Raw genomic sequence first — 25532 nt, forward strand, 5'->3', positions numbered from 1 at the left:
CTAGCCTTGAGCATGCTGCACATGAGGGTAAATAGCCAGAGGTTATAGGGTGTGCAGCCCAATCATCGCACTGCGTGTTATGCAGTTAATCTAATGTCCTGTTTGGCAAAGCAGTGTATTCAAATTTTAAGGCGAGATAACGCTTATATACCGTGCAGCCAAAGGAAGCAGGCAGCTTTGGCATCCATTACTGGCTATGTGTACAGGGAATGAGATCTTCTCATGTTATGCAGGACGAAAACAGAATCGTAATTTAAGAAAGCGGCTCAAGACTAAAGCATTAAGGCTAAACGTTGGCCGTGGGAATCCTCATCAATGCAGCCAATTTACTCTGTCGGCCATGCAGTAAATCTGCCAGCGTGTAATTATCCAAAACCCCCAAGAAAGCTTCAAGCGCATCATTAAGAATCGGCTTTAGGCGACAAGAAGGGGTAATGACGCAAGCATTGTTGTCTCTAAAACACTCGACGAGCGCCATTTCCTGCTCGGTGTCTCGTATCAACGCGCCTAATCGAATAAGCTCGGGCGCGCGATTGAGCCAAAGTCCGCCATGTTTGCCGCGAATTGCTTTAAGGTATTCTTTTTGATGTAATTCCTGGACGATTTTCATCAAGTGATTGCGCGAGATCGAGAACGTCTCGGCAATTTCCGTAATGGTTGTCCGCTGTTCACCCTTGGTTGCCAGGTAAAGCAGCACGCGAATCGAATAATCCGTAAAGCGAGTTAAATGCATAGCAGACCGAGGGTGGATTAAACGCTGCATTGTACGGCGTTTTTCGGGCGTGGGGAACGTCCTTCCTAAGCGGGATCACCAAGGAACAGCCTGGATGCCGCTATGTATGCTTATTCGTCTGGGGTCGATGTTTTTTTAACCTATGACAGATAAATCGTTAGCAAGGGGGTATAGCATGAACAAACGATATACACAGTGTTCGTACATATTAGCCGCACGGAAAAGCTGTCTCAGGGAGGTCGTATGAGCTATGACATAGCCCTTAAGCGGGTTTATTCAGCGTTTGAAGAGCATGATGGCGCACGTATATTGGTCGACCGCCTATGGCCACGTGGTAAAGAACGTGCCTCCTTAGCATTAACCGACTGGTATCGGGATGCGGCGCCTTCCTCGGCCCTGAGGCGTGATTATCATCAGCAAAAAATTAGCGAGGCCTCCTTTCAAACCCGTTACCGGCTGGAGCTAAAAGAGTCTTCTGACGCGCTACTGCCCCTAATGCGCTACGCCCGGCAAAGAAAGCTTACGCTTTTGACCGCCTCACGCCAGCTTGAGCAGTCGCATTTGCCGATTTTGCGTGAAGCGCTTTTGGGTGCCTTAGAAGAAGAGGACAGCGGTGATCGCGAGCTAGCGTCTTCACCTTGTATGTTAAGCCAGCAGACCGAGATCTAATTATTTGAGCTATTTATGACATTAAAGCGCGGAGTATTCCGCGTGTTTTTACTGGTAGTGTTGACGCTTGGCTTGTTGCTGGTAGGCCCCGCGTGGATGCTTGCCAGCGGCATGATTGTGACGGATGCGCATTGGTCAACGCTTGACCGCTCTTCGTCCGGGTTGGCACCGCATCCCGACGCGTCAGCCGATGCAGTGATCCAGGTCTATGCTGCCCATACTTATAATTGGCGTGGCGCTTTTGGCGTGCATCCATGGATTGCAATGAAGAAGCCGGGGGCATCGCACTATTATATTTATCAAGTGATGAGTTGGCGCCGACCTACGGTTGTCGCCGCGGAGGATATGCCGGATCGTGCTTGGTATGGCAATACGCCTTCGCTTTTGGCCGATTACCGTGGGGAGGATGCGGCGGTGCTTATTCCGGCTATTGAGGACGCGATCGCCCGCTACCCCAGCGCTGAACAGTATCGAATATGGCCAGGCCCTAATAGCAATACGTTTGTTGCGTGGGTCGCTCGCGAAGTCGAGGGGTTTGATGTCACGCTGCCTGTGACGGCCGTCGGTAAGGATTACTTGTTTGATTCATTGATTGCCCCGGTGCCAAGCGGTACCGGCTATCAGCTTTCACTGGGCGGTGTGGCGGGGCTACTGGTGGCGCTTGAGGAAGGTATTGAAGTTAATCTGCTGGGGCTCTCTGTAGGAATTGACGTTAAGCATCCTGCGCTTAAATTACCCGGCGTGGGTCGTTTAGGAATGCCTGCCAATGTTTTAGGTAATGGCCCTTTCGTAACAGAGTAAATAACTAAGAAGGGCAATATAGCTTTAATTTAAAATAAGCTTTTTTATTAATGTATTGTTTGAGTGCAAGCTTTATGAAATTACACTTTTGTTGTGCGCTTTGAATGTTTGGTAATTAAGCGCCGCAATGAAAAAATCTTTCTTCTGACTGGTATTCTCGTGGTGGTTTTGGAAATATATTCCTATTCAGAGCTTTCAGGAGAAATAAATTGCTTATTGATCGATTTGATTTGAAAATTATTGAACAGCTTCAGCGTAATGATAACCTTTCTATTGCCCAGCTTGCAGAAGGCATAGGGCTTTCGGTAACCCCTTGCTGGCGTCGAATCCAGCGCCTTGAGAAAGAGGGTGTGATCGAAAAAAGAATCGCCGTCCTAAACCCTGAAAAGCTTAATCTTGGCTTGACCGTGTTTGTCATGATTAAAACTGATAAACACAATCAAACCTGGCTGGATGCTTTTAAAGAAGCCGTTCAGTCCTTCCCCGAAGTGATGGAAGTTAATCGACTAGCGGGAGAGTACGATTATTTGCTTAAGGTCATTACGCGCGATAACCAATCGTTTGATGCCTTTTATAAAAGGCTTATCGCTAAAATAGAGCTCAGTAATGTCACATCATGCTTCTCAATGGAACAGGTCAAAAAAACTACCGAGCTGCCACTCGGCGACGTCATCTGAATGGATTGAATATATTCGTGATGACGTGATTGGCGAGGGAGAGGTTATTCCTGGGCCATTTGGGCCTCGGCCTCTTCTATACGCTGACTACACGGCATCGGGCCGGGCGCTGGGGTTGGTTGAAGAAGCCATGCGACATCAGGTGTTACCGTTTTACGCTAATACCCACACCGAAACCTCCTATACCGGTAAAACCACCACTCAACTTCGTGAAGCGGCCCGCCAGGCAGTAATGAGTTCTGTAGGCGCTGATGCCGATTACGCCGTTATCTTTGCCGGCGCAGGGGCAACGGCTGCGATTAATCGCTGTAGCCATATTCTTGGTCTTCAAACCCCGTCTGAATCCTTGTCGCTTTCCAGGCCCGTTGTCTTTCTCGGACCCTTTGAACATCACTCTAATGACCTTGTGTGGCGTGAGTGCGATGTAGACCTGGTGCGTATTCCGTTAAACGAGAGCGGCACCCCTTGCCTTGAGACGTTGGCGCTAGGTCTTGAAGAGTACGCTGACCGCAAGACAAAGGTGGTGGCGTTTTCCGCAGCTTCTAATGTCACCGGTATTAAAACAGACGTTGCCGCACTGGCTCGCTTGGTTCACCGGCATGAAGGCATTGTATTGCTCGATTATGCCGCCAGTGGCCCTTATGTGAGCATCGACGTAGCGGGCACGGGTGAGGGCGATCATATTGATGGGATTTTCTTGTCGCCGCATAAATTTGTGGGTGGCCCGGGGAGCTCCGGCATTCTGGTTATCCGCAAAGCGCTATGCCGTAATCCCATACCCTCCGTGGCGGGCGGCGGCACAGTGTCTTATGTGACGGCTCAGCACCATCGCTATGTAACCAACGTTCAGCGGCGCGAAGAAGCCGGGACACCAGGCATCCTGGGCGATATTCGCGCGGGCTTTGCGTTTCGTATTAAAGACCTGGTCGGCGCTGCCAATATTGAGGCGCGCGAAAGTGAGCTGGTCGAGATGGCAATGAAACGTTGGCAAGCTGTCAGCAATATTCATCTATTGGGCTCTTTGACTGCTTCTCGACTGGCGATCTTTTCATTCAATATAAGCGCGGGTGGGCGTGACATTCACCATAACCTGATTGTTGCCATGCTTAATGACCTGTTTGGTATTCAGGCGAGGGGTGGCTGTTCCTGTGCCGGTCCTTATGGTCATGAGCTGCTATCAATAGATGAAAAAACGGCAGTTGAACATGAAGATTTAGTCCGAAAAGGCAGAAGCTTATATCGCCCAGGTTGGGTAAGGCTCGGTTTTAATTTCTTTTTTAGCAATGAGACCGCTAACTATGTAATATCGGCAGTCGAATTTATAGCCCGCTATGCACCTGTACTGATGAAGCTGTATTCCGTGGATGAAACCAGTGGCGTTTGGCTTGCTCGCCATCAAAGCGCCACCCAAGCGCCAACGAATCTCTTGGATGCGCTTCTGCCGCAATATGCTCGCCAAGCGCCGACCATAATGGCAGAAAAAGACGATTGCTTTGCTCAGGCTCAGCAGCTCGTTGAGCAGGCCACAGCGCTGCCGTTAGAGGTGAATGCGCCGTTTACAGATGTACCCGTTCGTTGGTTCTGGTGGCCTCATGAAGCGGAGCAGGCTATTCAGGCACAAATCGAGATGACGCAATGACCATGACCCCTTCACTGGCGGGCGCTGGCTTAGAAGCGCTTAATGCCCGCGTTCAATACGACTTGGCATGTTTGAATATTCCACCCGCTAACTGGGTACCTCCCCAGGTGATGGAAGACGGGCAGCCTGTGCATGATGTGGTGGTTATTGGCGGCGGGCAGTGCGGCATGGTGGCAGCCTTTGCGCTGCTATCCGGTGGCATTAGCAATATCCGTATTTTCGACCGTAATCCGGCTGGTCTAGAAGGCCCTTGGCTGAACTACGCGCGTATGGAAACCTTGCGCTCTCCCAAAACCTTGCCTGGCCCCAGTTATGGGTTTGCATCGCTCACGTTCAGGGCTTGGTATGAAGCGCAGTTCGGTAACCCGGCATGGGAAGCGCTTGATAAAATTCCGCGCCCCACCTGGATGGCCTATTTAAGCTGGTACCGCGACGTATTAAAGCTCCCCGTTGAGAATGACGTAAAGGTCGAGCACGTTACGCCCGAAGGTGATTTGTTAAGGCTTGAGCTTTCAGGCGCCGGTGCGCCCAGCAACACCGTGCTTACCCGAAAACTAGTAATGGCGACTGGCCGTGAAGGCACTGGCGCACCTAAAATTCCAGCATTCGTTAATAACCTGCCCGGCAACGCCTGGTCGCACTCGGCGGATGAGATCGACTTTGCACGTTTAAAAGACAAGCGGGTAGTGGTGATTGGGGTAGGGGCTTCTGCGGTTGATAATGCCGCCGAGGCATTGGAGCATGGTGCTCAGGAAGTACGCTTTTTAATTCGTCGCCCGCAGATGCCCACTATCAATAAAATGATGGGCATCGGGTCCTTTGGCTTTACCCATGGCTACGCCACATTGCCCGATGAGTGGCGCTGGCAAATTATGCACTACTCGTTTGCCACCCAAACGCCGCCACCCCGCGGCTCCACCTTACGCGTTAGCCGTCATAACAATGCTTATTTCCACTTTGACTGTGGTGTAAAAACCATGCAAATGGAGGGCGATGAGATTGTTATTGAAACCCAGCAGGGTACTGTGCGTTGTGATTATTTGATCCTGGGCACCGGTTTTGAAATCGACCCCCTGGCGCGCACAGAGCTTGCCGGCTACGCCGACCGTATTCTGCTATGGCGCGATTGCTACCAGCCGCCCGCCGAGCTTAAGAACGACGAGTTAGGTAACTTTCCTTACGTACAGCGTGACTTTGCGTTCCAGGAGCGTGAGCCGGGAGCCGCACCCTGGTTGCGTAATATTCACTGCTTTAACTATGGCGCGACCGTGAGCCTGGGCAAGGTCAGTGGCGATATTCCAGGGATCAGTGAGGGCGCAAGCTGGCTAGCAGGTGCAATTGCCGCCAATCTTTACCGGGAAGATGTCGAACGTCACTGGCAGCGGCTTGAGCAGTACGATTCGCCAGAATTATTAGGCGATGAGTGGCAAGCGACGCCTTTACCTGATGCGACTGCTAACGCCTAAGTGGCGTATTAATAAGTAGCGTATTAAAAAGCAAGGAATCACCATGACTCATGTATTAGAACAAGCGGCTAATGTGCCCTCTACTGGCCCGTTGGCAGATGCGCTGGCTGTGCGCCACAAGCTGATGGATCTCACCCAGGCTTCCTACGAAGCGGCTTTATTGCCGAGTGATGCAGGCCAAGTGCCTGCCGACATCAGAGCGGCTCTGTCATGTCGGATGGCGCGTATTTGCCAGCAGGCGGGTTTGACCCAGCACTATGCTAATTTACTCGCGGGCTATGGCAGCGATGCTGATCCTTACCAGCTTGCCGAGCCTGGTAACCAGCCTCCCGCAAACGAAATACGCCTTTGTGCCATGGTGACTTACGTTGATTTAGTCACCCAGCGCCCCCGCGATGCCACGAAGGAAGATATTCAAGCGCTCAAAGAGGCGGGTATTGAAGAAAGCGATATCGTTCGGCTGGCAGGCCTAGTGGCATTTGTTAACTATCAGCTGCGCGTTGCGGCGGTACTAAGCGTGATGGGAAAAGATAAAGTGGGAGAAGTTAAATGAGCCGCGTTATTCATAAATTTACGTCTCGAATCCCCACCTGGCGCCCCTATATCACGCCTATCGACTTAGATAGCGCCACGCCTGCCCAGCATGAAGCGCTGAAAGAAACGCCTTCCAATACTAAAGTCTCTGATTATGTGCTGGTGCTGGCGCACGATCCTGAGTCGTTGCGGATTCGTACCTCGTTGTTTAACGGCATTATGTACGATAAAGGCGGGCTGTCGCGGGATGAGCGTGAGTTAGGCGCGGTGGCTGCCTCCGTGGTCAATCGCTGCATTTACTGCGCGGCCGTTCATGCCCATCGTTATAACAATATCGTGGGCGATGAAAAGGTCATGCAGGATATCTTCTTGTGCGGTAAAGAGGCGGATCTGGAACCTCGCATCAGGGCTATTTTAAAGTTCGCGATGCGCCTGTCCGAGTGCCCACCTAACGTAACCGATAGTGATATTCAAAGCTTGCGCGATGTGGGTCTTGACGATCAGGAAATTGTTGATTTAACACTTTCAACCACGCTGTTTGGCTGGGCAAACCGGTTAATGCACACCCTTGGCGAACCTGTTTCTAACCTCTGATTTTTAAGCCCTGACACTGAAAATTAAAAAAACGTTGGCACACTCTAAGGACTTCCCATGATTAAACATACGTTCCCCCGTCTGGCATTGGTAAGCGCTGTATCCTTGTTGATGGCATCCCCGGCACTGGCAGAAACCCTGCGTCTGGGTACCGTAGTGAGTGCGCCACACCCCTGGATTGACGCTGCAGAAGCCTTTAAGGCAGAGGTTGAAGAAGCGACGGATAATCGTATTACGGTGCAAATTTTCCCGGGCGGTCAGTTAGGCAATGACCAGACCATGGTGGATGAGATTCGCATTGGCACCACGGATATGATCATTGGTGGGGTGATGAATGTGGCTCCCTATGTTCCGGATTTCGAAATTTTCAGCCTTAACTATCTGTTCCAGGACATGGATGAGTTCCGTGCGGCAACCGCTCCTGAGTCGGCGGTTTATAGTTATTTTGATCAGGCTATGACCGATGCTGGCGTTGGGCTAAATCTTTTGAGTTTGACCGGCGGCGGAACGCGTAACCTGAGTACCAATACCGGTCCGGTCGTAGAGCCGTCTGATTTGGAAGGCGTAAAAATGCGCGTTACAGGTTCGCGCCTGGATGCTGAAACATGGCAACTGGCGGGTGCATTAACTACGTCGCTTCCCTGGACAGAAATTTATACCGGCTTGCAGACCGGTGTTGTTGGTGCGTTCGAGAGCACTATTAGCGGCTATCTTTCAAGCCGTTTATACGAAGTAGCACCGTTTCATGCCAAAACGGAACACCAGATCATGATGAGCCACATCTCGATCAGCGAAAACCGCTTCAATCGGTTCTCTGAAGAAGATCAGACCATTATTCAGCAAGCGGCTCAGCATGCCGGTGAATATGGCACTGAGAAGGGGGTTGAGTACGATGCCGAGTTTATCAAGCAGTTTGAAGACCTCGGGGTTACCGTGACGGAGGTTGATAAACAGGCGTTTATCGATCAAGTGGTGCCTTTGCACGATGAGTTTGCTGAAGAGCGCGGTTTAACTGACCTGCTCGAGACTATCCGCAGCCTATAAAGACCTTGACCAGCATGCCGCTTTCTTTGCACCACAGCGTGGGGCGGAGAAGCGGCGCGTGCCAATAAAAGGACAGACGAATGCGGAAAATCAATGATGTAGTGGAAAAGCTCTTGCTGTGTTTAGCGGGGTCTTTGTTTGCCGCTTTTATCTTGACCGTTCTCTATCAAGTAGTTGCGCGAAATTACTTAAAAATCTCTGTCTCCTGGACAGATGAAGTGGCAATGGCTTGTTTTATTTGGGCGGTATTTATTGGCGCGGCGGTTGCAGTGCGTAAGCGCAAGCACTATGTGATCGATATTTTCCCCCCACAGTTTGTCATTACCCAGCGTGTGCTGCGCCTATTTGGCAGCCTAGCCTGCCTGCCGCTGATTTATGTGCTGGTGGTGCATGGCAATATTCTGGTGGATATGGGGTGGAATCGTCGTTCGGTAGCGCTGGGAACGCCGATGGCCTATGTATTTGCTGCCTTGCCTGTTGCCGGCCTCGCTATGCTTTTATTTTCCATTGAAGTTATTTACGACGATATGGTGGCGCTTTGCAATGGCGGCAAGGTCAAGCGAATGAATGAGGTGGAAGGCTCATGAGCCCACTAATTATACTAATCGGCAGCTTTTTACTGCTGATCGCACTGAGTGTGCCGATTGCCTTTGCTATTGGCTTGGCGTCTATTTTTACTATTTTGGAAATGGGGCTGTCGCTGACGTCGGTTGCCAACCAGATGTTTGCCAGCATTAATTCGTTTCCGCTTTTAGCCGTCCCGTTTTTTCTATTACTGGGACGCCTGATGAATGATGGCGGGATCACGGATCGCCTGCTCAAATTTGCTGATAGTTCAGTCGGGCATGTGCGCGGTGGGCTTGGGCATATTAACGTCATGGTCTCCATGATGTTTGCCAGTCTCTCCGGCTCGGCCGCGGCCGATACGGCAAGCGTTGGCGCCGTGTTGATTCCGGCGATGAAAAAGTCGGGCTATCCGGCTCCCTTTGCCGTTGCTTTAACCGCTGCCTCATCGGTATTAGGCGGTATTATTCCGCCTTCGATTCTGATGGTTATTTACGGTGCGTTTGGCAACGTATCGGTCGGTGCGCTTTTTCTAGGCGGCGTCCTTCCAGGGGTTCTGGTAGGGCTTATGCAAATGGGCTACGTCTACTACATCGCCAAGCGGGAAAATATTAAAGCGACAGGCAAGTTTTCCTTTAAGCAAATGGGGCGCACTGCGATTGTCGCGGCTCCGCCGATGGCCTTGCCTCTCGTGGTGCTTGGCGGTATTACCACCGGTGTTTTTACCGCGACAGAAGCCGCATCGGTAGCGGTATTAGTCGGCTTGATTCTAGCGGTTGTGTTTTATCGCGCGATTCGTTTTAAGCAATTGCCGTCTATTCTGGCAGAGTCAGCAATCTCTTTTTCGCTGCCTATGTTTGCGGTTGCCTCGGCGGGCATTATGGGCTGGTTAATTTCTTATCTGGGGATTGCCCAGGATGTCGCCAACTTCATTTTATCGGTGACTGACCACCGTGTTGGCATCATGCTGATGGTGATGTTCTTTATGCTAGTGATCGGGACGGTATTAAGCCCCGTGACGGCCGTTATTATTTTCTTGCCGATTATTCAGGGTATTTGTATCGCTGCGGATATTAATCAAATCCACATGGCATTAGTGGTTATCTTGTCATTAACTCTGGGCCTGATAACGCCGCCCTATGGCATTTGCTTGTTAATCGCCACCCAAATTGGTGAAGTTTCCATGCCGCGTGCTTTTATGGCAGTGCTACCTTTGGTTGGATTAATCATGGCGGTCATCTTGGCACTTATTCTTCTGCCCAGCGTATTTTTGTTCCTGCCTCAAATGATGTTCCCTAAAGCGTTTTAAGCGTATTAGTTAGGCCCCATGTCTGGAAAAAACGGCATGGGGCTTTTTTTGTGCCTCTAAAAGCCGTTTTTATCAACCAAAGCCTTTCCTATGTTTGCAGATACTTTTTTTATATTCTAGTATTTACAGATAGATCAAAGGGAGCTGTTATGCAAACAGCCAATAATATTGCTCAGAACAAAGCTGCCGCGGCTGCCGGTTTAAAAGCCGCCGTTCGCATTTTGGATAAATGGCGGGCGAGTGGAGAGCAGGGCGAAGCCATACTGCGGGTATCTCACAGTACTTATGCTCGAGCGAGGCGGGGCGATATTGACGAGATAAAGCTTGATAGCGACCAGCTGACACGGATCAGTTATCTGCTTAATATTCACGCGGCACTGCGTATGCTGTTTGAAAACCCGGATAACCTCTACGGGTTCGTCAAAATGACAAACCATAATCCCTATTTTAACGGGCGTACGCCGTTGGATGTGATGAGTAGCGGTGACTTTGCCGCGCTCTATGAAACGTTCAAGCGCATTGATAGCCTGCGAGGCGCGCAATGGTAGCGCTTGAAACACTGCCCGAGCTGCCCGCTCAGCCCGTTATTGGCTATCGGTTGATTAACAGTAAGTTTCCGCCGATAGACCTATTTGATGATGTCGCCGACGAAGATGAGTTTGCGGCGCTGCATGCGCTTCAGGCATTAACCAACCCGCGTCTGCAAAATCAAGTAGGTAATCTGGCCCTGTTGCCCGTTAAGGAGATACCGTTTGGTATTCGCGGATGCTCATACGCCGTGGCACCGTTTACCCACGTAAACCCCAGCGGGTCACGGTTTAGTGATGGCGGGTTTGGGGTGTTGTACGTGGCCGATAATTTGGCAACTGCAATTGCGGAAGTGAAATATCATCAACAAATTTACTGGGCGAAGGTTGCAGGCCTGCACTTTGAGCGCTTCGTTTTTCGTGGCTTGAAGTGCGCATTTAATGAGCGAGGCTGTCGGGACGCAACAGTGCTTAAACGCTCCAACCCGATTTACGCCCCTAGTGACTACCGTACTTCAAGAGTACTTGGCTGGTCAGTGCGTGAGGCTCAGGCAGGCGGGCTTCGTTATCACTCGGTACGTGAACCTGAAGCCACGTGCTGGGCGCTCATGACACCTCGACAGGTAAGCGATGTCGTTCAGACGACCCATCTGGAAATGATTTGGAACGGTAGTGTTGCGCAGGTTAACCAACTAAGCGCCTATCAGATCGACGCATAGCCGCTAGCGTTTAGCATGCTGGTCGATAAAACCCTGCATAATCGTTAACGTTTCATCACTGACATGATGCTCCATGCCTTCGGCATCTATCCGCGCGGTAGTGTCATTGACACCTAGGGCGCGCAAAAAATGCAGGACAATATCATGTCGCTTCCTGGAAATTTCCGCCATTTTTTGGCCTTCCTCCGTTAAAAACAGAGAACGGTAGGGCCTGCTGGTGACCAACCCAAGCTCGTTTAAACGCCGGATCATCTTGGAGACCGTTGCCTGGCTTACGCCCATTCGGTTGGCGATATCGGCGGCTCGGGCTTCACCTCGATGGCGAATCAAGTCACCAATTAGCTCGACATAATCTTCGATTAACTCGGTCTCATGGGCATTACGCACGGTTTCGTATTGCCGTGTATGTTGACCAACGGGCGGTAATGCATCGCCACAGTTGCTGTTGCTCATACTGGCGGCGGCGTTGGGATGCGACTGTTCGTTATCACTCATTGGTAAACTGTATCGAGGTGAATGGAAATCCTAATGGGGCATGGTAGCGCATTTTATGAAATAATTGTTAGCCAAGGCTAAACTATTTGCACAATGCTTTTTTGTTGAGCTAAAGTTGTAACTAAAGCGATCCTGAATGGAGTACGGTATGAGCCAGCGAAAAGCATGGTTAAAAACGGTCTTATTGCTTGCTGCGGTGAGCAGCATTACAACCGCTCATGCGCAAACGCTCTCACCCCCTATTAACGTTGTCTCCACCTTTTCAGTATTGGGCGATTTAGTTGCCAAGGTGGCGGGCAATGATGCACATGTGTCTGTGCTGACGCCGATAAATGCCGAAGTACATGAGTGGGAGTTGACGCCGGACAATTTTGCGGCCCTGGAAGATGCCGATATCGTTTTCTATAACGGCTACCAGCTGGAGCAATGGATGCGTCAGGTAGAGGCGACCACTCAAGACAACGTTGCCTTGATTCCTGTTGCCGAGGCCTCTGAATACCCGGTTCAGCATATTGCTATCGGCGATATGCAGGGTGATGTAGACCCACACATGTGGACCGATCCACGGGCAGCTATCGCTTATGTAGAGGTGATCGCCAGTGAATTGGAAGGTTTATTGCCTGAACAGGCTGAGGGTATTGAAGCCCGCGCAAAAGCCGTGACGGCAGAGCTGCAGGAACTTCATGCGGAGCTTCAAAAGGCGCTGAGCGATATTCCTGAAGAGCGTCGTGTCTTGCTCTCCAGCGAAGCGGCGTTTCTGTACTTTTCCGATGCCTACGGATTTGAGCATGACGGTATTTGGGGTAATAACGCCGAAACGGAAGGCTCGCCCCGTCAGCTCATGCGGGTAATCGATATGATTAACGAACGTCAGCCAGCGGCAATTTTCTGGGAAAGTACGATTTCAGACCGCTATGTTTCAAGCCTTGCCGAAGACACGGGTATTCCTGTGGCGGGTCCGCTGTATGTGGATTCGCTCAGCGAGCCTGACGGTGAGGCGGGAGATTATTTTGCAATGTTAAGGCATAACGTTGCGATGTTGCGTCGCGCGTTGGCAACCGAGTAACCCACCATGACAGGAAACACACAGAGTGCCGTGGCAGCTATCGAAGTGAAGGGCCTGTACGCGGCTTATCAGCGAAACACCGTGCTAGAGAACATCGAGCTTGCATTTCCCAAGGGCAAATGGACGGCGATCGTTGGGCCAAACGGTGCGGGTAAGTCGACGCTGTTTCACGTATTGACCGGCAGCATGAAGCCGCTGCAGGGCAGTGTAAAGGCCTTTGACGAGCCGATTGTCATCCATCGCCGGGCAGGGCATATCGCCTATATGGCCCAGCGAGAGGCGATTGAATGGGACTTTCCCGTCTCGGTATGGGAAACCGTCATGGGGGGGCGCTATGGGCATATGCGACAGGATGCCTTGTGGCGCAGGCTGCTGCCTGCTCGCTGGCACCATGCTCGGCATAGCGAAGCGGTGCGAGACGCGTTGGTGGCCGTGGATATGCTGGCCTATGCGGATCGGCCGATCGGAGAGCTTTCTGGCGGCCAGAAAAAACGTGTGCTGTTAGCTCGGGCGCTTGCCCAGCAGGCTAATATTTTACTTTTGGATGAGCCATTGGCGGGTGTTGATCCGCCTAGCGAAAAACTTATTCTTTCGGTACTGCGCCGTGAGCGGGAGGCGGGTAATACCGTGATTATGGTCACTCATGATATGCCGGGTGCACGTCGCCATGTGGATCATGTCGTGCTGATCAACCGTTTTGTACGAGGCACCGGTACGCCGGAAGAAATGCTAAGTGAAGCAAAACTGGCGGAGCTTGCGGTTAGCTCAACCGAACAGACCGTCAATGATCGTCAAACAATGCCAGGGGCTGCCTATGGCCCCGCTCAAGGGTAAATAACGTGGTTGATAGTATGTTGATGATTGAAGCGTTTAGCGACGCCCTGGTAAGTGGATTGATAACGGCATTAATGACCGTGGTTAACCTGTTGCCCAGCAGCGTATCCGATGCCTTTCAATATGCGTTTATGCAACGGGCGCTGCTTACATCGGTTCTGGTTGGCGCCATTTGTGGAATGCTTTCCTGCTATGTAGTGCTAAAGCGCTGGTCGCTTTTAGGCGATGCCATTTCCCATGCCGTGCTGCCTGGTGTGGCGATTGCGTACTTGCTGGGATGGCCTTTTTTTGTGGGCGCATTTATTACCGGCGCACTGACATCGGTGGGTATCGGGGCGATTGAAAGAAACACGCGGATCAAATCCGATGCCGCAATGGGGCTGATGTTTACCGCCTCGTTTGCCCTGGGGGTGGTGATTATCAGTAAGCTGGCTTCCAGCACCCACTTAATGCACATTTTATTTGGCAACGTATTGGGGGTTAAGCATTCAGCGCTAATGCTCACCTTTGTTGCCAGCGTCATTGCCATTTTAACGGTGTGGCTCGCGTATCGCCCTTTGCTGTTATATGCCTTTGATCCCCAGCAGGCGCAAGCGCTAGGTTTTAATACTCAAATTATTCATTACGGCCTGATTCTTTTACTAACCTTGACGATTGTTGCCAGCTTGGAAACTGTGGGCATTATTCTCGTAGTGGCGATGTTAATTACCCCAGGGGCAACGGCGCATCTGCTAACGGATCGTTTCAAAATAATGCTGCTGATTTCGGTATCTATCGGCGTTTGCTCTGCGGTCATCGGGCTTTGGCTATCGGTTGTGTTTAACGTTGCCTCCGGCGGTGCCATTGTATTGGTGGCATTTGCATTCTTCGTGATGGCGCTGCTCTTTTCGCCCAAGCAGGGTCTTATTTCAAGGCAGTGGCGCCATTGGAGAATGGGCTAGCAGCCATGTTAAAGGGGCGAGCCGGGAGCGCCGGAAAGCGCTTCAATTTGATGTTTGACGCCAACGGCATCTTCCACATCAAGTTGAAAGGCGATCCCGGTGCCTGAGGTCTCATCGAACTCGCCCACACGAGCAATGGCTTCTAGAATATGGCGACTAATATGCTCTTCCGCCAAAAAAAGCAGCATATCGCGCTGAGCCGTAATCTCCATACCGAAAATGCCTCGGGCTTTTTCCAGGCCTTCGCCCCGGGCATTGTTGATGACGGTCGCTCCCGTGGCGCCCGCGTCACGTGCCGCCTTTAAAAGAGCGTCGGTTCTTTCATCTTCGACCAGTGCCACAATCAATTTAAAGCGCATTGTTGTCTTCTCTTGGCATTTGCTGAGGTTTTTTCTTAGGTTTACATTTACTGGCCCACTGTGCGATCTGGGCGTACCCCATAACGCTAATGATGGGAAATAGACAGGCCAGTGCGATCATTCCAAATCCGTCCATTAGAGGGCTTCGTCCTGGGATGGAGGATGCCAAGCCGAGCCCTAGCGCAGCAATAATGGGCACGGTAATGGTAGAGGTAGTGACCCCGCCTGAATCAAAGGCCAGCGGAATAATGGAGCGCGGTGAGCGAAGCGTTTGAATAATCACCAGTAGGTAAGCCGCAAAGATAAACCAATGTAACGGCCAGCCCATCACGATTCGCCAGGCGCCTAGCGTAATGCCGAGTGCCATACCCAGCGAAACGGCAATACGCAGCATAAGAGGGTTAATCGTTCCGCCGGATATTTCGCCTGCCTTAATGGACACTGCAATTAACGAAGGCTCAGCAAGCGTGGTGCTGGCACCAATGGTAAACGCGAATACATAGACCCAAAAGTAATCACGCCAATGTCGCTGTGCGCCTTCTTCAAGCATGGGTAAAAAATCGGCATTGGTTAGCTGGGTGGCCATCAACTCACCCATGGGGAAAAGTGCCTGTTCAAGACCCACTAAAAAAAGTGATAGACCTATCCAGACCATCACAAAGCCCACAATAACTCGAGCCAGATGTTTTATGGGCTTACGTATCACCCCGTATTGAAAGCCAAAGATTACCGCCACAATAGGCAGTATATCCAGCAGCGTATCCCATAGCGTGCCCCATAAGTTCATAAGGCCACACCGGGGAGAAAAGGTAAGCCAATAATGCTAAACAGCAGCACAAAAATAATCGGCATCACCGACGCAAAAGCAATCAAGCCAAAACCGTCCAGCATAGGGCTGCGCCCCTTAATGGATGACGCCAAACCTACACCTAGCGCGGTTACCAGCGGCACGGTAATGGTTGATGTAGTGACGCCGCCGGAGTCGTAGGCGATACCCACTATTTCTGCAGGCACTAATAGTGTTAATAAAAGTACGATCACGTAGCCGCTGATGATCATTAAGTGCAGCGGCCAGCCTTTGAAAATCCGTAGTACGCCTACAACCACGGCACTACCCACGGAAGCAGCCACCACCATACGTAAGCTTGACGCAAACATCTGGCGGGCAGCATCGGTGTGATTGATAAGACCGCCTTCGGCGACAACGTTAGCAGCTTGATTGGCAACGGCTATCAGGGCGGGTTCGGCAACTGTTGAGCCAAACCCTAGGGCAAAGGCAAACAGCAGAAGCCACACAAGAGACCCTTTGGTGACAAATGCGCGCGCTAAACTTTCGCCTACCGGAAATAGACCGAACTCAAGCCCTTTGATAAAAAGCGTCAGCCCAATAACAACACATATTAGACCCGTTAGCAGGTCAGCCAGGTCAAGTGTTGAGGGTAGAGATTGGCGGAGAACCACCAATTGAAAAAAAGCCATGACCAATACTACTGGGGCTAGGTCGCGCAGGCTTTCACGCATTTGCCTTACAAGCGATACGACTATTTCCATGCTTCATCAGGCCGAGGGTAGTGTGTTAATGGGAGGTGATAGAAAGAATAACGGTTTTCCTCGTATAAAATTTTGATCTTACGCAAATGCTCGTTCTTTAAACTCAGAAACTGCCAAATAAGGTACCCAAGGTAATCACGCTGATAAGTGCGATCACGGGTAGCACTATCGTGACCATCGCAACGTTGGCATAAGACTGACGATGAGTGAGACCACAAATAGCCAGCAGGGTGATTACCGCGCCGGAATGGGGCAGGGTATCCATACCGCCTGCGGCTATTGAAGCCACACGGTGCATTAGCTCAGGATTAATACCCGCTTCCTGGGCCATTGCTAGGTACTCACTGCCTAGGGTTTGCAGAGCGATTGAAAGGCCGCCTGATGAGGACCCGGTAATCCCCGCCAGTACGCTCATGGCGAGCGCCTCGGAAATCAACGGATTATTGGGTGATACGTTAAGCACCGCATCACGAATAATTGCAAAGCCGGCAAGGCTTGCGATCACGGCGCCATAGCCGACTTCTGAAGCTGTATTAAAAATCGGTAACAGCGACCCCATGACGCCTCTATTGACGGTGTCTTTTAAATCCAGCCAATATTTCCAGCGCGTAATGATCAGCCACGCCGATGCGCTTAACAGCGCAATTAGAATCGCCCAGAGCCCGGTCTGAGCGTCTGGCGATACATTTTCGAAGGCCTCACTGATAAAGCTTAAATCCAGCGATGGAAAAATGCCGTAGGTAAACAGGGCGTTAAGGCCAATAACCATTATCAAAGGAATTATTGCGAGTGCCAGGGGCATCGTGATGGGCGTTGCGTCGGCGTTATCCGTGCTTGTTTCACGCTCTTTATGAGTGCCGTAGCCTTCACCGTTGGCAGCCGCTTTTTTTACGCGGGACTGTATGTAGGTAGTACCCAATCCTAGCATAATAAGCCCCGCAATAATCCCAAGCCCCGGCGCGGCAAAACTATTGGTTTCAAAAAAGGGGATAGGAATCGCATTTTGAATGGCGGGGGTCCCCGGCAGGGCCGTCATGGTAAAGGTGAAGGATCCCAGAGCAATACTGGCCGGAATTAAGCGTTTGGGAACATTGGCTTGGCGAAACAGCTCGCGGCTGATGGGGTAAATGGCAAACGCCACTACGAACAATGAAACGCCGCCGTAGGTAAGTACGGCGCAGGCAAGCACCACCGTGAGCACAACGTGGTGGGTGCCCAGCTTGCTGACGATACCGTTGGAGATGGACTGCGCCGCGCCGGAGTCCGCCATCAATTGACCAAACAGTGCGCCCAGCAAGAATAGCGGAAAGAACTGCATAACGTAGTTCCCCAGCGCCTGCATAAACGTGTCGGTATAGATCGGCAGTAAAAATGCACCGTCACCGGATAACAGTACCGCAAGTGATGCCATTAACGGCGCAAGTAAGAGAACCGAAATACCTCGATAGGCCAGGAACATCAATAACAGCAGAGAAACAGCAATCGCCAACGTGCCCATGTTCTTTGCTCCAGAGAAATATAAATTAGTAATATTAAATAAGCGCCAAGGTTTGGATACTAGGCAGTATGTTGCAAAGCAGCAATGGTAGGGGGACTAAAGTAGTAGCGCCATATGTAAGCGCAGGCGTTTAGAAATAACGCGATGGATGCTTTTTGTAAGCGAGCGATCTGCTAAAATTTGCCCCCTCGATATTAGGCTGTGTATCAAACCGCTGGCTCATTAGTGCGCCGCAAGGCGTTCGCTTGCTTTTCGTACACGTCCTGATCACTTTGTCATCGCTCTGGAACTCTTCATGAATGCAGTGATACTTGCAGTACTCGTTATGGTAGTACTGTCGCTTTTACGTGTGTCTGTTGTCTTTGCCTTGGTTTTAGGCGCCTTGGTTGGGGGCTTGGTGGGCGGCCTTACGCTTGATCAAACCCTGGAGGCGTTTAACAACGGGGTCGGCGGGGGCGCACAGGTGGCGCTGGCCTATGCCACGTTGGGCGCTTTTGCCGTGGCAATCTCGCGCTCTGGGTTGCCAGACATGCTGGCGAATCGATTGATTACCATGCTGGGTAAAGAGACGACGATAAAGCATCAGGCGCGCGTTAAAATGCTGCTCCTCACTGCCGTGTTACTGGTGGCGATTTCATCGCAAAATGCGATCCCCGTGCATATCGCCTTTATTCCGGTTTTAATTCCGCCGCTGTTAACCGTCATGAATCGCCTCCAGCTAGACCGTCGTGCGGTAGCCTGCGCGCTGACCTTTGGCTTAACCGCGCCTTATATGCTGCTGCCGGTCGGGTTTGGGGCTATTTTCCTTAACGATATTCTGCTGGCGAATTTAAACAGCGCAGGCGCCCCCCTGGGCCTGGAAATTACCCGTGCCATGGTGCCTATGGCCATGGCGATACCTGTGGGCGGCATGGCCATTGGGCTTTTAGTGGCCTTGTTCTTTAGCTATCGCGGTGGCCGCGAGTATTCCAGCAAAGACCTGGCGATGAGCAACGCACAGCACGTAAATACGCCTGCCAAACCGCATAAGTTAGGCTTGATAATGTCCGGTGTGGCAATTGTGGCGGCACTGGGGTTACAGCTTTACAGCGGTTCGATGATTTTAGGCGGTTTGGTTGGCATCGGCCTGCTATCCATCGGCGGGATTTTTAAATGGCGTGAAGCCGACGACCTGTTCACCAGCGGTATGCGGATGATGGCGCTGATCGGATTTATCATGATTTCGGCGGCTGGCTTTGCCGAAGTAATGAAGTCGACCGGTGATATTGATGCTTTGGTTGCGGGAGCTTTTGAGATATTTGGTGATAATCGCGGCGTCGCAGCGCTGGTAATGCTGCTGGTGGGTCTATTCATCACTCTGGGCATCGGCTCTTCTTTTTCAACGATCCCGATTATTGCCGCGATCTTTGTACCCCTGGCCGTACAGTTTGGATTTTCGCCCTTGGCGACGGTCGTGCTAGTGGGAACCGCAGCCGCCCTGGGGGATGCTGGTTCACCCGCTTCTGACTCAACCCTTGGGCCAACGGCTGGCTTAAATGTCGATGGGCAGCATGACCATATATGGGATAGCGTGGTGCCGACGTTTTTGCACTACAATCTGCCGCTGATTGCCTTTGGCTGGCTGGCGGCCATGACGCTTTAATCGTCATGCTGTAGCTACCAAGCAGTGCTAAAAAAGAAGCTCTTAAAAAAATTCTTAAAATAGTTCTTAAAAAATAGTTCTTAAAAAAATTAGCACCGAAAAGTAACGTCATATAAACGGCAGCCAGTGGCTGCCGTTTTTATGTAAGCGGTTGTGGCTATTTAGGCAAATGGGCTTCGAAGGCGCTAAGTAATCCACGCAGCAGTGAAAGCTCTTTACGGCTGGGCTGGGCGCGAGAAAAAAGGGCTTGAAGCTGTTCCTCGGTACGTGCATGCGGTTGGGTAAGAAAGCCGCTTTGCTGCATTAAACGGCCCAGATGATCCTGGAAATGCACAAATTGTTCGCGGCTGGGCGGGGTAGCTTCAAGGGGGCGCTGGTAGCTAAAGTCACTCGCATCACGTTTTCGCCAAGCGCGATGGGTCTCATAGGCCAGAATTTGAACGGCTTGAGAAAGATTTAAGATACCGTACTCAGGGTTGGCCGGGATACTTACTTGGTGGGTACAGCAGCGTATCTCGTCGTTGGTTAAGCCTGAGCGCTCACGACCAAATACCAGGGCAACCGGCGCGTTGGTCGCGTTCGAGATGACCTGCTCGGCCATATCATCTGGTTCGTCGAAGTGGGGCAGCGGCAGGCTGCGCAGCCGCGCGCTGGCACCTACTACCTGCACGCAGTCTTGCACAGCATCTTCGAGGCTAGTAACCACTAGCGCTTTTTCCAGAACATCCGTTGCACCTGCCGCTAGCCGCGTTGCTTCTTCATCAGGAAAGCAACGAGGATTAACCAGTACAAGGTTGGTTAGTCCCATGGTTTTCATGGCGCGCGCGGCGGCACCAATGTTGCCAGGGTGGAAGGTTTGCACAAGCACGATGCGTATATTGGAAAGCACGGTAATAACGACCTAAAAGCTGCCTAATAAAGGCGCTGATGGTAGCACGCTTTCATAATGAGTGGCGTGTGTGAATCGCTCACGCCGGGCTGCCGCTAAACGACAAAAACCCCGCACAAGGCGGGGTTTTTGATGACGCTAAATGTCAGAGCGATAGGCTCAAGGGTGCATCACATCATGCCGCCCATTCCACCCATTCCACCCATGCCACCCATATCCGGCGCGGCTTCTTTCTCTTCTGGGTCATCAGCGATCATGCACTCAGTGGTGATCATCAGACCAGCAACAGAGCCCGCAGACTGCAGTGCAGTACGGGTTACTTTCGCCGGGTCAAGAACACCCATTTCGAACAGGTCGCCGTACTCACCCGTTTGGGCGTTGTAGCCGAAGTTGCCTTCGCCATCTTTAACGCGGTTGATAACCACAGCCGCTTCTTCACCAGCGTTGGTTACGATCTGACGCAGCGGAGACTGCATAGCGCGCAGCGCCATGTTGATACCGTGGTTCTGGTCTTCGTTTTCGCCAGTCAAGCCTTGTACTTTGGCCATTACGCGAACCAGTGCGGTGCCGCCGCCAGGTACAACGCCTTCTTCTACGGCTGCACGAGTAGAATGCAGCGCGTCTTCAACGCGAGCTTTCTTCTCTTTCATTTCGACTTCGGTAGCCGCACCAACGCGGATAACGGCAACGCCGCCTGCCAGTTTGGCAACGCGCTCTTGCAGCTTCTCTTTGTCGTAGTCAGAAGAAGTGTCTTCGATCTGCGCACGGATCTGGTTAACACGTGCTTCGATATCGTTTTCTACACCGGCGCCATCAATGATGGTGGTGTTTTCTTTAGACATCGTCATGCGCTTGGCAGTACCCAGGTGATCCAGGTTCGCTTGCTCAAGCGTCAGGCCGACTTCTTCAGAAATAACGGTACCGTTAGTCAGGATAGCGATATCCTGCAGCATAGCTTTACGACGGTCGCCGAAGCCAGGTGCCTTGGCAGCGGCTACTTTAACGATACCGCGCATGTTGTTTACAACCAACGTCGCCAGTGCTTCGCCTTCGATATCTTCAGCGATGATGGCAAGCGGTTTGCCTTGCTTGGCAACAGCTTCCAGAACCGGCAGCAGTTCGCGAATGTTGGAGATCTTCTTATCCACGAGCAGGATGTAAGGATCTTCCAGTTCAACCGCCATGGTGTCCTGGTTGGTCACGAAGTAGGGCGAGAGGTAGCCGCGATCAAACTGCATACCTTCAACGACTTCCAGCTCGTCTTCGAAGCCACGGCCTTCGTCAACAGTGATAACGCCTTCTTTACCAACTTTTTCCATCGCTTCAGCGATGATTTCACCGATGCGCTTGTCGCCGTTGGCAGAAATAGTACCTACCTGAGCAATCGACTTGGTGTCGGTGCAGGGTACAGACATTGCCTGAATTTCTTTAACCGCTGCAGTGACTGCTTGGTCAATGCCGCGCTTAAGATCCATCGGGTTCATGCCAGCAGTAACGCCTTTCAGGCCTTCTGCAACAATGGCTTGAGCCAGTACGGTGGCGGTAGTGGTACCGTCGCCGGCTGCGTCAGAAGTTTTGGAAGCAACTTCTTTAACCATTTGTGCGCCCATGTTTTCGAACTTGTCTTTCAGTTCGATCTCTTTGGCAACCGACACACCGTCTTTAGTAACGGTCGGCGCACCAAAGGATTTGTCGAGCACAACGTTACGGCCTTTCGGGCCCAGGGTAACTTTTACCGCGTTGGCTAGAACGTCAACGCCGCGAGCCATACGTTTACGTGCGTCATCAGAAAACTTAACTTGTTTAGCTGCCATGTTCGTTACTTCCTAAAATCGAATTATAAAAGGTGAAAGTAAGTAGTTGAGGCGATGATTAGCCTTCAACGACCGCCAGGATGTCGGCTTCGCTCATGATCAAGACTTCTTCGCCGTCGATTTTTTGCTTCTCAACGCCAAAGCCATCTTTGAAAATTACGCTGTCGCCAACTTTAACGTCTAGCGGACGTACTTCGCCGTTATCGAGAATGCGACCGTTGCCTACTGCAAGAACTTCGCCACGCGTGGGCTTTTCTTGTGCATTGCCTGGAAGCACGATGCCACCAGCAGTTTTCTGTTCTTCTTCCACGCGGCGAACTACGACGCGATCGTGCAAAGGACGGATTTTCATGCTCACGTTCTCCTGAGTATCGTCAAGGCCCTAATAGGGCAGATAGCTAAAACAAGATTCTCGAGGGCATTACCACGAGAAATGAAGGTTCACAACCTTCGTTGTTAATGGTGGCAACGTAACCGTCACCACCGAGCCTGTATGCTGGTTCAAAAAGTGGGGGCTTCAAAAGCCCTTTCAAGGGGCAGCGATGAAAAAAGCGCCTTTTATTTGATTTTTTTATATTAATCGACGCTAGCGACGCCGGGAGCCATCATCGCGACTAATAAAATCACCTTCCAGCGGCCCCGTTTCATTGGAAGCACCAGTTTTATCGCCATTACTTTCATGATAGGAAGTACGTTGCTGGCGATGTGTTTTAGGTTGATCGTTTTGCCCGCTATAGAGGCTGGTTTTCAAGCCAAGCCACATTAGGGCTTTATACATAAGCTGCCGTGCGTTCGGCAGCAGACAGGCGATTCCCACTATGTCGGATAAGAAACCTGGCGCCATCAGAAGGGCGCCGCCGAAAATAAGCGCCGCGCCCGTTAGCAGTTCATTGGACGGGATTTCACCTGCCTGCATGCGTTGACGGGCGCGGGCAAACGTAGACACACCTTCTTTGCGAATTAGGTGTAGCCCAATGACGCCCGTCGCTAAAACAAGCAACAGGGTGGTGAGTAGGCCTATTTGGCTGCCGATTGAAAACAACAGTATGAAATCGAGTAAGGTAAATAAAGAGATGAATACAAGAATTGGCATGACCGGCTCCGTAACAGGCGTAATCGATCATTATTGTGTCATAAGTGCAAAAAACAAGCGTCTTCTCGTTATGTTTATTGATTCGCAATGCACGCCTGAGACTCAGTGTTAATGGGCTGTTGATGAAAGCTGAGGTAGAGTTATTTTACAAACCAATGGGTAAGGAGAGAAGCATGCAATTAGCCGGTAAGGTGATCGCTATTACGGGAGGTGCTCGGGGGCTAGGCTTTTCAATAGCACAGCGTTTAGGCCAGCAAGGGGCAGCACTTGCTTTGCTGGATATGAGTGCTGAAGCGTTAGATCGGGCGGTATCAGAGCTTAAGCGAGATGGTATTCAGTCGGAAGCATTTGTCGTGAATGTCGCTGAGGAGGCTTCGGTCATTGCGGCGTTTGGTGATATTGCGAAACGCATGGGGCCTATTAGCGGTTGTGTTAACAATGCAGGTATTACTGATGATGCTCTGCTGGTAAAAGCCACTGATGGTCATGTAGAAAAACGCATGTCATTTGAGACTTGGCAACGGGTTCTTAATGTTAACTTGACCGGTGTGTTCCTATGTGGCCGTGAGGCGGCGACCCAGATCATTGAAGCGGGGCTCGAGGGCGTTATCGTTAATATCTCAAGCATTTCACGAGCCGGCAATGCGGGGCAGAGTAACTATGCGGCGGCTAAAGCGGGCGTTCACGCGCTGACGGTGACGTGGGGTAAGGAGCTGGCTCGCTATGGTATTCGCACTGGTACCGTGGCGCCGGGTTTTGTCGCAACCGATATGACGGCGGCCATGCGCCCCGACATGTTGGAAAGAATCTCATCAAGCGTACCGTTGAGGCGCTTGGGAGAGCCTGATGATATTGCCAAAAGTGTCGCGTTTATTTTTGATAACGACTATTTCAGTGCGCGGATTATCGAATGTGACGGCGGCTTGCGGCTGTAATTCTATTTGAAAAAAAACGCTAAGACCGCGAGCCGGGCTTACGCCCTCGGCTCGCTTTAAGCGTTTATTACAAAATCAGCTAGCTATAAGTCAGGTAATTAGAAACAAGGTAATTGAAAAACCAAGGGGACTAGAAGCCAAAATAGTCACGATTTATTTCACGCTGAAAGTACATTTCCAGGCGTAGCGTCATTGCCCAGCGAGGGTCGTAGCTAACTTCGCGTTGAAAGTGCAGCTCTGGTATGACATCGGCAAATAAAATGCCTTTATGGACATCACGGCGATAACGGGTTTGTAAGTAGTAGTTCGTTATGCGCGGATTAGAGACGCTTTCGCCAATGGCAATAGCTGAATAGCGCAGCGCACTACGCTTATTGAGCCGTTGGTTAAGCTCGGCAATTTCGCTGTACTCTAGCGTATCTTCTTCTTCTCGCCACTGAACGTTAGTGATAAAGCGCAGGTGGCGATTTTCAGAAAGAGGGCGGCCAATATCCCATTCGGTGCGCGCGGAGTAACCTTCATTGTTAAACCACGAAAGGCGGTTAAACGATTCCAGCTGCCAGGGGCCGTCACCGATATCCCAGAGCCGTTCGCTGGTAAAGCGTACGTAAGGATCCAGAGGCAGGCGTAAGCGAACACCCGCGCCAATCCGGTTACTCCAGTTTTCGCGTTTATCCCGGCTTTCAAGCCAGTCCAGCCCAAATGTCGAGTTACGACGGTCGCGCTGGTCGTTATACAGGCGGCCAGAGCCTTGATCGGCCAAGGTTCCTTGTGACTCTTCCGGATCGCTTTCAATGACTAGGCGTAAACGCTCTTCGGTAGTGGGTAGGTCGATCCGATAACGTACGCTGACGTCGCCGCCCACACCCTCTCCTTCCATCCAGTCAATCTCTTGGCCCAGGCGTAAATAGGACTCGTTATTAACGGAGTTATTATAGTATTCCCCACCAAAAAATGAATCAATATTGCGTGATGTATTGTCCACCCAGTTGCCAACACTGGCACGAAACGGCTCAACTTGCTCTTCGGCCCAATCGGGTAAGTCACTAGTTTCTTCCTCGGCGTAAGCCTGAGAAGTGACAAGCGTTAAAGTGCCTAGACATAGCAAGGCAAAAAACTGTTTCATGTAATTATCTCGA

General features: G+C 51.3%; 28 protein-coding genes. 17 read left to right on the plus strand and 11 right to left on the minus strand.

What is annotated here, in order from left to right:
* Positions 1-286 precede the first annotated feature (286 nt).
* Positions 287-733: an Rrf2 family transcriptional regulator gene (locus tag ACT3R7_RS18205; RefSeq protein WP_192539669.1), complete on the minus strand. Its 447-nt coding sequence runs from the start codon at positions 731-733 to the stop codon at positions 287-289.
* A 243-nt stretch (positions 734-976) separates the two neighbouring features.
* Here ACT3R7_RS18205 and ACT3R7_RS18210 point away from each other — a divergent pair, with 243 nt between their 5' ends.
* The 12 genes from ACT3R7_RS18210 to ACT3R7_RS18265 all read left to right on the plus strand — a co-directional run bounded on the left by ACT3R7_RS18210 (position 977) and on the right by ACT3R7_RS18265 (position 11276).
* On the plus strand, positions 977-1402 hold the full coding sequence (locus tag ACT3R7_RS18210) for a DUF488 domain-containing protein (RefSeq protein WP_441675112.1): 426 nt from the start codon (positions 977-979) through the stop codon (positions 1400-1402).
* A 15-nt stretch (positions 1403-1417) separates the two neighbouring features.
* Positions 1418-2203: a DUF3750 domain-containing protein gene (locus ACT3R7_RS18215; RefSeq protein WP_441675110.1), complete on the plus strand. Its 786-nt coding sequence runs from the start codon at positions 1418-1420 to the stop codon at positions 2201-2203.
* A gap of 209 nt (positions 2204-2412) precedes the next feature.
* Entirely contained in the window at positions 2413-2880 is a 468-nt protein-coding gene (locus tag ACT3R7_RS18220; protein WP_441675108.1) for an Lrp/AsnC family transcriptional regulator, read from the plus strand.
* Positions 2810-4519, plus strand: coding sequence for an aminotransferase class V-fold PLP-dependent enzyme (locus ACT3R7_RS18225; RefSeq protein ID WP_441675106.1), 1710 nt, complete (start codon positions 2810-2812; stop codon positions 4517-4519). The genes ACT3R7_RS18220 and ACT3R7_RS18225 overlap by 71 nt, the downstream gene beginning before the upstream one ends.
* Complete coding sequence (locus ACT3R7_RS18230; protein ID WP_417419872.1) at positions 4516-5985, plus strand: NAD(P)-binding domain-containing protein; 1470 nt, start codon at positions 4516-4518, stop codon at positions 5983-5985. The genes ACT3R7_RS18225 and ACT3R7_RS18230 overlap by 4 nt, the downstream gene beginning before the upstream one ends.
* 43 nt (positions 5986-6028) lie before the next feature.
* Positions 6029-6538: a CMD domain-containing protein gene (locus ACT3R7_RS18235; RefSeq protein ID WP_417419873.1), complete on the plus strand. Its 510-nt coding sequence runs from the start codon at positions 6029-6031 to the stop codon at positions 6536-6538.
* Positions 6535-7113: a peroxidase-related enzyme gene (locus ACT3R7_RS18240; RefSeq protein WP_417419874.1), complete on the plus strand. Its 579-nt coding sequence runs from the start codon at positions 6535-6537 to the stop codon at positions 7111-7113. The genes ACT3R7_RS18235 and ACT3R7_RS18240 overlap by 4 nt, the downstream gene beginning before the upstream one ends.
* Before the next feature lie 57 nt (positions 7114-7170).
* Entirely contained in the window at positions 7171-8157 is a 987-nt protein-coding gene (locus ACT3R7_RS18245) for a TRAP transporter substrate-binding protein (protein WP_417419875.1), read from the plus strand.
* A gap of 80 nt (positions 8158-8237) precedes the next feature.
* Complete coding sequence (locus ACT3R7_RS18250; RefSeq protein WP_417419876.1) at positions 8238-8744, plus strand: TRAP transporter small permease; 507 nt, start codon at positions 8238-8240, stop codon at positions 8742-8744.
* A complete protein-coding gene (locus tag ACT3R7_RS18255; RefSeq protein WP_417419877.1) occupies positions 8741-10030 on the plus strand; it encodes a TRAP transporter large permease in 1290 nt (429 codons plus the stop codon). The genes ACT3R7_RS18250 and ACT3R7_RS18255 overlap by 4 nt, the downstream gene beginning before the upstream one ends.
* A 149-nt stretch (positions 10031-10179) precedes the next feature.
* A complete protein-coding gene (locus tag ACT3R7_RS18260) occupies positions 10180-10578 on the plus strand; it encodes an antitoxin Xre-like helix-turn-helix domain-containing protein (protein WP_193091433.1) in 399 nt (132 codons plus the stop codon).
* A complete protein-coding gene (locus tag ACT3R7_RS18265) occupies positions 10572-11276 on the plus strand; it encodes an RES family NAD+ phosphorylase (RefSeq protein WP_417419878.1) in 705 nt (234 codons plus the stop codon). Before ACT3R7_RS18260 ends, ACT3R7_RS18265 begins: the two co-directional genes overlap by 7 nt.
* Positions 11277-11279: 3 nt before the next feature.
* Here the strand turns inward: ACT3R7_RS18265 and mntR are convergent, their stop codons facing one another.
* The gene (gene mntR, locus ACT3R7_RS18270; protein ID WP_417419879.1) at positions 11280-11771 is read right to left on the minus strand and encodes a manganese-binding transcriptional regulator MntR; all 492 of its coding nucleotides are present in this window, start codon (positions 11769-11771) and stop codon (positions 11280-11282) included.
* A gap of 148 nt (positions 11772-11919) precedes the next feature.
* Between mntR and ACT3R7_RS18275 the strand changes: the two genes are divergently transcribed.
* The 3 genes from ACT3R7_RS18275 to ACT3R7_RS18285 are packed head-to-tail and all read left to right on the plus strand — an operon-like array spanning position 11920 to position 14612.
* Positions 11920-12837, plus strand: coding sequence for a metal ABC transporter solute-binding protein, Zn/Mn family (locus ACT3R7_RS18275; RefSeq protein WP_417419880.1), 918 nt, complete (start codon positions 11920-11922; stop codon positions 12835-12837).
* 6 nt (positions 12838-12843) lie between these two features.
* Entirely contained in the window at positions 12844-13671 is an 828-nt protein-coding gene (locus ACT3R7_RS18280; RefSeq protein ID WP_192537934.1) for a metal ABC transporter ATP-binding protein, read from the plus strand.
* Positions 13672-13688: 17 nt separating this feature from the next.
* Positions 13689-14612 (plus strand): metal ABC transporter permease, encoded by a 924-nt coding sequence (locus ACT3R7_RS18285; RefSeq protein WP_192537939.1) that lies wholly within the window; start codon positions 13689-13691, stop codon positions 14610-14612.
* Between the two features lie 8 nt (positions 14613-14620).
* Here ACT3R7_RS18285 and ACT3R7_RS18290 read toward each other — a convergent pair whose 3' ends face one another.
* The 4 genes from ACT3R7_RS18290 to ACT3R7_RS18305 form a co-directional block, all read right to left on the minus strand.
* Positions 14621-14971 carry a P-II family nitrogen regulator gene (locus ACT3R7_RS18290; RefSeq protein WP_417419881.1) on the minus strand — a complete coding sequence of 117 codons (351 nt, stop codon included), beginning with the start codon at positions 14969-14971 and terminating at the stop codon, positions 14621-14623.
* Positions 14961-15758, minus strand: a complete 798-nt coding sequence (gene umpB, locus ACT3R7_RS18295) for a Na,Li,K/H(+) antiporter subunit UmpB (protein ID WP_417419882.1) — start codon at positions 15756-15758, stop codon at positions 14961-14963. The genes ACT3R7_RS18290 and umpB overlap by 11 nt, the downstream gene beginning before the upstream one ends.
* The gene (locus ACT3R7_RS18300) at positions 15755-16522 is read right to left on the minus strand and encodes a DUF1538 family protein (RefSeq protein WP_417419883.1); all 768 of its coding nucleotides are present in this window, start codon (positions 16520-16522) and stop codon (positions 15755-15757) included. Before ACT3R7_RS18300 ends, umpB begins: the two co-directional genes overlap by 4 nt.
* A gap of 103 nt (positions 16523-16625) precedes the next feature.
* On the minus strand, positions 16626-18020 hold the full coding sequence (locus ACT3R7_RS18305) for a GntP family permease (RefSeq protein WP_417419884.1): 1395 nt from the start codon (positions 18018-18020) through the stop codon (positions 16626-16628).
* A 295-nt stretch (positions 18021-18315) separates the two neighbouring features.
* On the opposite strand from ACT3R7_RS18305, the gene ACT3R7_RS18310 reads away from it, so the two are divergent.
* A complete protein-coding gene (locus tag ACT3R7_RS18310; RefSeq protein ID WP_193091427.1) occupies positions 18316-19662 on the plus strand; it encodes a Na+/H+ antiporter family protein in 1347 nt (448 codons plus the stop codon).
* A 157-nt stretch (positions 19663-19819) separates the two neighbouring features.
* On the opposite strand, the gene ACT3R7_RS18315 is transcribed toward ACT3R7_RS18310, so the two are convergent.
* From ACT3R7_RS18315 to ACT3R7_RS18330, 4 genes are all read right to left on the minus strand, one after another.
* Complete coding sequence (locus ACT3R7_RS18315) at positions 19820-20551, minus strand: RNA methyltransferase (protein WP_192537928.1); 732 nt, start codon at positions 20549-20551, stop codon at positions 19820-19822.
* Positions 20552-20721: 170 nt separating this feature from the next.
* Positions 20722-22365, minus strand: a complete 1644-nt coding sequence (groL, locus tag ACT3R7_RS18320) for a chaperonin GroEL (RefSeq protein ID WP_192537926.1) — start codon at positions 22363-22365, stop codon at positions 20722-20724.
* 58 nt (positions 22366-22423) lie between these two features.
* Positions 22424-22717, minus strand: coding sequence for a co-chaperone GroES (locus ACT3R7_RS18325; protein ID WP_018916005.1), 294 nt, complete (start codon positions 22715-22717; stop codon positions 22424-22426).
* 234 nt (positions 22718-22951) lie between these two features.
* Positions 22952-23458 carry an FxsA family protein gene (locus ACT3R7_RS18330; RefSeq protein ID WP_417419885.1) on the minus strand — a complete coding sequence of 169 codons (507 nt, stop codon included), beginning with the start codon at positions 23456-23458 and terminating at the stop codon, positions 22952-22954.
* 173 nt (positions 23459-23631) lie between these two features.
* Between ACT3R7_RS18330 and ACT3R7_RS18335 the strand changes: the two genes are divergently transcribed.
* Positions 23632-24393, plus strand: coding sequence for an SDR family NAD(P)-dependent oxidoreductase (locus ACT3R7_RS18335; RefSeq protein WP_417419886.1), 762 nt, complete (start codon positions 23632-23634; stop codon positions 24391-24393).
* A gap of 130 nt (positions 24394-24523) precedes the next feature.
* On the opposite strand, the gene ACT3R7_RS18340 is transcribed toward ACT3R7_RS18335, so the two are convergent.
* Positions 24524-25519: a hypothetical protein gene (locus ACT3R7_RS18340; RefSeq protein ID WP_417419887.1), complete on the minus strand. Its 996-nt coding sequence runs from the start codon at positions 25517-25519 to the stop codon at positions 24524-24526.
* Between the last annotated feature and the right edge of the window lie 13 nt (positions 25520-25532).

Source organism: Halomonas sp. AOP43-A1-21 (assembly GCF_052376775.1).
Lineage (GTDB): Bacteria > Pseudomonadota > Gammaproteobacteria > Pseudomonadales > Halomonadaceae > Vreelandella > Vreelandella colorata.